General features: G+C 74.9%; 7 protein-coding genes. 6 read left to right on the top strand and 1 reads right to left on the bottom strand.

The window, feature by feature from the left end; translation table 11 throughout:
* The first annotated feature begins 39 nt into the window (after positions 1-39).
* Complete coding sequence (locus WN71_RS39120) at positions 40-1,188, top strand: LLM class flavin-dependent oxidoreductase (protein ID WP_046582495.1); 1,149 nt, start codon at positions 40-42, stop codon at positions 1,186-1,188.
* A 132-nt stretch (positions 1,189-1,320) separates the two neighbouring features.
* On the opposite strand, the gene WN71_RS39115 is transcribed toward WN71_RS39120, so the two are convergent.
* A complete protein-coding gene (locus WN71_RS39115) occupies positions 1,321-2,376 on the bottom strand; it encodes an acyl-CoA dehydrogenase family protein (protein ID WP_046582459.1) in 1,056 nt (351 codons plus the stop codon).
* A 134-nt stretch (positions 2,377-2,510) separates the two neighbouring features.
* On the opposite strand from WN71_RS39115, the gene WN71_RS39110 reads away from it, so the two are divergent.
* The 5 genes from WN71_RS39110 to WN71_RS39090 all read left to right on the top strand — a co-directional run bounded on the left by WN71_RS39110 (position 2,511) and on the right by WN71_RS39090 (position 6,383).
* A complete protein-coding gene (locus tag WN71_RS39110; protein WP_046582461.1) occupies positions 2,511-2,861 on the top strand; it encodes a YciI family protein in 351 nt (116 codons plus the stop codon).
* A gap of 17 nt (positions 2,862-2,878) precedes the next feature.
* Complete coding sequence (locus WN71_RS39105; protein WP_046582462.1) at positions 2,879-4,075, top strand: RNA polymerase sigma factor; 1,197 nt, start codon at positions 2,879-2,881, stop codon at positions 4,073-4,075.
* Positions 4,076-4,280: 205 nt separating this feature from the next.
* Positions 4,281-5,183, top strand: a complete 903-nt coding sequence (locus tag WN71_RS39100) for an oxidoreductase (RefSeq protein WP_046582463.1) — start codon at positions 4,281-4,283, stop codon at positions 5,181-5,183.
* Positions 5,184-5,229: 46 nt separating this feature from the next.
* Positions 5,230-5,859: a GNAT family N-acetyltransferase gene (locus WN71_RS39095; RefSeq protein ID WP_046582496.1), complete on the top strand. Its 630-nt coding sequence runs from the start codon at positions 5,230-5,232 to the stop codon at positions 5,857-5,859.
* Between the two features lie 146 nt (positions 5,860-6,005).
* Positions 6,006-6,383: a BlaI/MecI/CopY family transcriptional regulator gene (locus WN71_RS39090; protein ID WP_046582465.1), complete on the top strand. Its 378-nt coding sequence runs from the start codon at positions 6,006-6,008 to the stop codon at positions 6,381-6,383.
* The last annotated feature ends 244 nt before the right edge of the window (positions 6,384-6,627 follow it).

Raw genomic sequence — 6,627 nt, 5'->3', positions numbered from 1 at the left:
CCCCGCCCCCTCGCCGCCATCCCGATCGGAGATCCCCCCGTGCTCACCTTCCACTGGTTCCTGCCCACCAACGGCGACAGCCGCCACGTGGTAGGCGGCGGCCACGGCACCCCGGCCACCGCGTCCGGACGGGACCGGCCGCCGACCGTCGCCTATCTGAGCCAGATCGCCCGCGCCGCCGAGGACGTCGGCTTCGTCGGCGCGCTCACGCCGACCGGTGCCTGGTGCGAGGACGCGTGGCTGACGACCGCGATGGTCAGCCGGCACACCGAACGGCTCAAGTTCCTGGTCGCGTTCCGCCCCGGCTTCGTCTCGCCGACGCTGGCCGCGCAGATGGCGTCCACGTTCCAGCGGCACAGCGGCGGCCGTCTGCTGCTCAACGTGGTCACCGGCGGCGAGAGCCACGAGCAGCGGGCCTACGGCGACTTCCTCGACAAGGACGACCGCTACCGCCGTACCGGTGAATTCCTGCAGATCGTAAGGGAGTTGTGGGACGGCGGGACCGTCGACCTGAAGGGCGAGCACCTCCGGGTCGAGGACGCCCGGCTGGCCCGGGTGCCCGACCCGGTCCCCGAGGTGTACTTCGGCGGCTCCTCGGCCGTCGCCGGGGAGATCGCCGCCCGCCACGCCGACGTCTACCTCACCTGGGGCGAACCGCCCGCGCAGGTCGCCGAGAAGATCGCCTGGATCCGCGGCCTGGCCGCGGCGCACGGCCGCACCCCGCGCTTCGGCATCCGGCTCCACGTCATCACCCGCGACACCGCCGAGCAGGCCTGGGCGGAGGCCGACCGGCTGCTCGCGGGCTTCGACCCGGCGACCGTCGCCTCGGTCCAAGCGGGTCTCGCCCGCAGCGAGTCGGAGGGGCAGCGGCGGATGCTGGCCCTGCACGGCGGCGGCCGGGACGGCCTGGAGATCCACCCCAACCTGTGGGCCGGGATCGGGCTGGTCCGCGGGGGAGCGGGCACCGCGCTGGTCGGCAGCCACGAGGAGGTCGCCGAGCGGATCAAGGAGTACCACCGCCTCGGCATCGACGAGTTCGTGCTTTCCGGCTATCCGCATCTCGAGGAGGCGTACTGGTTCGGCGAGGGCGTGCTGCCGCTGCTGGCCGCCGAGGGACTGTGGCGCCACCCCTTCCGCGACACCGGGGCAGCCACGGAAACCCCGGCGCAGGTCCCGTTCGCCACCTGATCGCACGCGCCGCCCCCACCATCCACCTCACCGGACCGCCCCCACCCACCACCTCACCGGACCGCCTCCGCCCCGTCACGGGGGACGGCCCCGCCCCCGCCGGGAGTCGGAGCCCGTTCGTCGCGCGGCCCGTCAGCCGTCCCCTCGCGCCAGCGCGTCGAGATGGACCCTGCGCACGGGCTCGGTCTGCCCCTGCACCAGCAGGAACATCCCCTCGCGGGCGAGTCGTTGGGCGGGGCCGCGCAGGTCCATGGCACGGCCTCCCCCGGCCACGACGGCCGCGGTGGTGGCCGCCCGCATCAGGTCGTACGCCTCCGCCTTGACCGCCAGCCGGTCATCGACGTGCTCGTGCGGCACCGGGTGGTCGGCGAGGGCGTACGCCCGCTCGCGTACGGCGTCCAGGCGGGCGCGCAGCGCGTCGGCGGCGTCGGCGCCCTCCCGGGCCTGAGCCAGCAGGCGCACCGCCGCGTACGCCACCCCGAACACCGCCGGCGAGGTGTTGGCGCTGCGCGGGATGTCCACCAGCGCGAACCTTTCCCGCGGGGTGCGCAGCACCACGGCGCCGTCCGGCAGCCACAGCCCGTCCAACTGCAGGGAGACCGTCCGCGCCGCGGTCAGCGCCGCCAGCCGCATCGGGGCCGAGGCGCGCACCCCGGGCTGCTCGCGCGCCTCGGCGAACGCGAAGACCACCTCGTCCCGCTCGTCGACCCCGGCGAGGAGCATCACGTCGTTCAGACCCCAGCCGGTGTACCAGGGCACGGTGCCGTCGAAGCGCCAGCCGCCCCGCCCGGCCGTCGCCCGCACCGGCACCCGGGGATGCGCGCGGACGTGCGCGTAGGCGATCCCGGCGAGCAGGGAACCGTCGGACAGCGGCCGCAGGAGGCGCTCCCTCACCGGGAGTTCGGAGCGTGCCAGCAGCTTCACCGGGGTGTGGTGCTGCGTCTGCACGAACCAGGTCGAACAGCACGCGCCCGCGAGGATCTCCGCCACCTCCCGCGCCACCGAGTCAGGGGCGTCCGCGCCGCCGTACGCGCGCGGCGCGCTCACCCCGAGCAGCCCGGCCCGCCGTACGGCCTCCAGATGGCCCGCCGGCACCTCCTCCTGGTCCACCCGTGCCGCCTCCGGGGCGAGCAGACGGTCCGCGAGCGACTGGGCGCGGGCGACGAGCGGATGCGGTGTGATGGTCATGGAGAAGATTCTTCCGATCCCGGCACGCGCGGTGTCGAATCGGCGCCACGCCGTTCGTGTAGGAGGTGAGGGAATCCCGAGACGCCTCGGGGCCCGCGGAACACCCCCACCCCCCCCGCACCGAGGAGGACGTCATGACCCACTACCTGCTGAGCGTGGTCCAGCCGGCCGGCGGAGAGCCGCCCGCGCCCGACGCGCTCGCCGCGATCATGCGCGATGTCGAGGCGTTCAACGACGAACTGCGCGCCGCGGGCGCCTGGGTCTTCTCGGGCGGGCTGCACGGCCCGGAGACGGCCACCGTCCTGCGCCCGAAGGACGGCGAGGTGCTGATCACCGACGGCCCCTACGCCGAGGGCAAGGAGTACCTGGGCGGCATCTCCCTGATCCAGGCCGCCGACCTCGACGAGGCCATGGAGTGGGCCCGCAAGGCCGCCCTGGCCACCACCCTGCCGATCGAGATCCGCCCGTTCTTCGACCGGCACTGACCACCGGGACTGCGCCGATGTCCGATCCCGCCGGTGTCGAGGCCGTGTTCCGTGCCGAGTACGGCCGGGCCGTGGCCGTGCTCGTCCGCACCTTCGGTGACATCGACCTCGCCGAGGAGGCGGTCCAGGACGCCTTCGCCACCGCCCTGCGGACCTGGCCCGAGGCCGGAGTGCCGCCCCGCCCGGCGGGCTGGATCATCACCACGGCCCGCAACCGGGCCGTCGACCGGCTGCGCCGCGAGTCCTCCCGGGACGCCCGGCACGCCGAGGCGGCCCGGCTGCGCGCCCCCGACCCGCCCGCGGAGGAGGGCCCCGTGCAGGACGACCGGCTGCGCCTGATCTTCACCTGCTGCCACCCGGCGCTCGCGCCGCACGCCCGGGTCGCGCTCACCCTGCGGCTCCTCGGCGGCCTCGACACCGGGCGGATCGCCCGCGCCTTCCTCGTGCCCGAGCCGACCATGGCGCAGCGGCTGGTCCGCGCCAAGGCCAAGATCCGCGACGCCCGGATCCCGTTCCGGGTCCCTCGTGACGCGGACCTGCCGGACCGGCTCGGCGGCGTCCTCGCGGTCCTCTACCTCATCTTCAACGAGGGGTACACGGGCGACGCCGAGCTGGCCTCGGAGGCCGTACGGCTGGCCCGACTGCTGTGCGAGCTGATGCCGGACGAGCCCGAGGCGACCGGCCTGCTGGCGCTGATGCTGCTCGTCGAGTCCCGCCGGCCGGCCCGCACGGGCGCCGACGGCGAACTGGTCGCGCTGTCCGAACAGGACCGAGGCCGCTGGGATCGCGCGCTCGTCGCCGAGGGGCAGGAGCTGGTCCGCCGCTGTCTGCGCCGCGACCGGCCCGGCCCCTACCAGATCCAGGCGGCGATCAACGCCGTGCACAGCGACGCGGTCTCGGCCGGGGCGACCGACTGGAGCCAGATCCTGCGGCTGTACGACCACCTCATGGCCGTCGCCCCGAGCCCGGTCGTGGCCCTCAACCGCGCGGTCGCGGTGGCCGAGACCGACGGCCCGGACCGCGCGCTCGTCCTGGTCGACGCGCTCGAAGGGCTCGACGGCTACCACGTCCTGCACGCCGTCCGCGCGGACCTGCTCCGCCGCACCGGACAACCGGCGGCCGCCGCGACGGCCTACGACCGGGCCATCGCCCTGACCGCAGGCCCGGCGGAACGCTCGTATCTCGAACACCGGCGCGCCGAACTGCCCGGCTGAAGCCCGCATCTCGACCACCGCCGCGCCGAACTGCCGCGCCGAAGCCCGCATCTCGACCACCACCGCGCCGAACTGCCCGGCTGAACCGCAGGGTTGAACCCGAGTCGGCAAGCGCCCACCAGGCGCCCTCAGGGAAGGCCCCGCCCGGGAGTCCGTACCCCCGCACCGGTCCCGCGCCGGGAGCCGGCCGTGCGAGACTCCGCGGATGACCTCCGAGACGATCACCGCGGACGCCGCGGGCACCTGGCAGCTGGGCGATCTCACCGTGCGCCGCATCGGCCTCGGCGCGATGCGGCTCACCGGCAGCGCGGCCTTCCATCACGGCGTGCCGAGCGACCGCGCCCGCTCCATCGCCGTACTGCGCAAGGCGGTCGAGCTGGGCGTCGACCACATCGACACCGCCGCCTTCTACTTCTCCTCCCTCCGCTCCGCCAACGAACTGATCAACTCCGCGCTCGCGCCGTACCCGGACGACCTGGTGATCGTCACCAAGGTCGGCCCGTTCCGGGACTGGGCGGGGGAGTGGGGGACCGCCGCCCGGCCCGAGGACCTGCGGGCACACGTCGAGGAGAACCTGCGCCAGCTCGGCCGGGACCACCTCGACGTCGTCAACCTGCGGCGGATGGGCCAGGACTCGATCGCCGAACACTTCGGCGCGCTCGCCGAGCTGCGGGACCAGGGCCTGATCCGGCACCTCGGGATCTCCGACGTCGAACCCCGGCACCTCGCCGAGGCCCAGGCCATCGCGCCCGTGGTGTGCGTGCAGAACCGGTACGGGCTCGACCACCGCAACCCCGCGACCGAGGAGGTGCTGCGGCTCTGCGGGGAACAGGGCATCGCCTTCGTGCCGTTCTTCGCGGTCGCGGGGGACGCCGGCGCGCGGGGCGCGACCGACGCCCACGACGACGCCGTACTGGACATCGCGCGGGCGCACGGGGCGAGCCCGGCGCAGATCCGGCTCGCCTGGACCCTGCACCGGGGACCCCATGTCCTGGCCATCCCGGGCACCGGCAACCCCGACCACCTCGCCGAGAACGTGGCGGCGGGCGCGATCCGCCTCACCGAGGCGGAGGCCGAGCGCCTGGACGCGCTGCACGACGCCGTCTGACGACCCCTCACCGGAGCCTTGTGGGAGCGCTCCCATGTGCGGCAGCATGGGATCCGTGACGACGACGACGCGTGCAGTGATCCGGCCCTACCGTCCCAGCGACCGCGACGACCTCTTCGACATCTGCGTCCGCACCGGGGAGCTGGGCGGCGACTCCCGGGCAATCTTCCCCGACCTGGAGCTGCTGCCCAGCATCTTCGCCGCCCCCTACGCGGAACTGGAGCCCGAGCTGGCGTTCGTCGTGGACGACGGCGACCGCGCGGTGGGCTACATCGTCGGCACCGCGGACACCCCCACCTTCGTACGGCGGTTCCGTGACGAGTGGCTGCCCGGTCTCGTCGACCGCTACCCGGCACCCACCGCCGAGCCCCGCACCCCCGACGAGGTGATGGTGCACCTGATGCACACCCCCGAGCGGATGCTGGTGCCCGAACTGGCCGGCCACCCGGCCCACTTGCACATCGACCTGCTCCCGAGCCACCAGCGGGCCGGCTACGGGCGCGAGCTGATGGACACCTTCCTCGCCGCGCTCGCCGCGCGCGGTGTCGACCGGGTCCACCTCGGCATGGTCACCGCCAACACCCCGGCCCGCGCCTTCTACGACCGCGTCGGCTTCACCGTCCTGCCCGTGCGGGACCCGGGGCCGCTGACCTATCTGGGCCGCGCCACCCGCTGACCGCGCCCCCCCCGGCAGGGGGCGACGGTCCGTTCGCGGGCCGATCGTGGCACCCTGGGGACGTCCGGTTGACTACGATCGCGTAGACGGCCGGTGGGCCGACCGGCAGGCGCACCGCTGACGAGGACGGGATGAGGAGCACGGCCATGGCCGACGCCAAGGACGAACGCCGCCCCGCGGGCGAGCTGGAGGCGAGCGTCATGGCCGCCCTCTGGGCCGCCGGCGCCCCCCAGACCCCGGGCCAGGTGCAGGCGAGCCTCGCCGCGGGACTGGCCCGCACGACGGTCACCACGATCCTGACCCGACTGCACGACAAGGGCGTCGTCGCCCGCACGCGCCAGGGCCGGGGCTTCGCCTACCACCCCGTCCAGGACGCCCAGGGCCTCACCGCCCGCCGGATGCACGGCGAACTCGACCGCGACCGCGACCGCGAGACGGTCCTGGCCCGGTTCGTCGCCCAGCTCAGCCCGGACGACGAACGCATCCTGCGCGACCTTCTCGACCTTGACGCGGGCGACGGGTGACGGCCGTTCCGCGCAGCGCGCCGGCGCGACGGGCCGCGCGCGTGCGCGGCGCCGCGGTGGGGCGCGCCCGTCCAGGGCGGGCCCCGCGCCTCCCTTCCGGGGTGCGGCGCCCGCTGCCGCGGTAGGCCACACCCGCCCGCTGCCGCGGTAGGCCACGTGCCTCCGTGCGGTACCGGCCCGCGACGGTTCGCCTGTTTCCGCGGGTTCGTGGTGGCTGGTCGCGCAGTTCCTCGCGCCCCTGGGG

This window comes from Streptomyces mangrovisoli (assembly GCF_000974985.2).
Classification (GTDB): Bacteria; Actinomycetota; Actinomycetes; order Streptomycetales; family Streptomycetaceae; genus Streptomyces; species Streptomyces mangrovisoli.
Note: the sequence above shows the minus strand (reverse complement) of the source record. Positions and strands in the feature narration are given on the sequence as shown.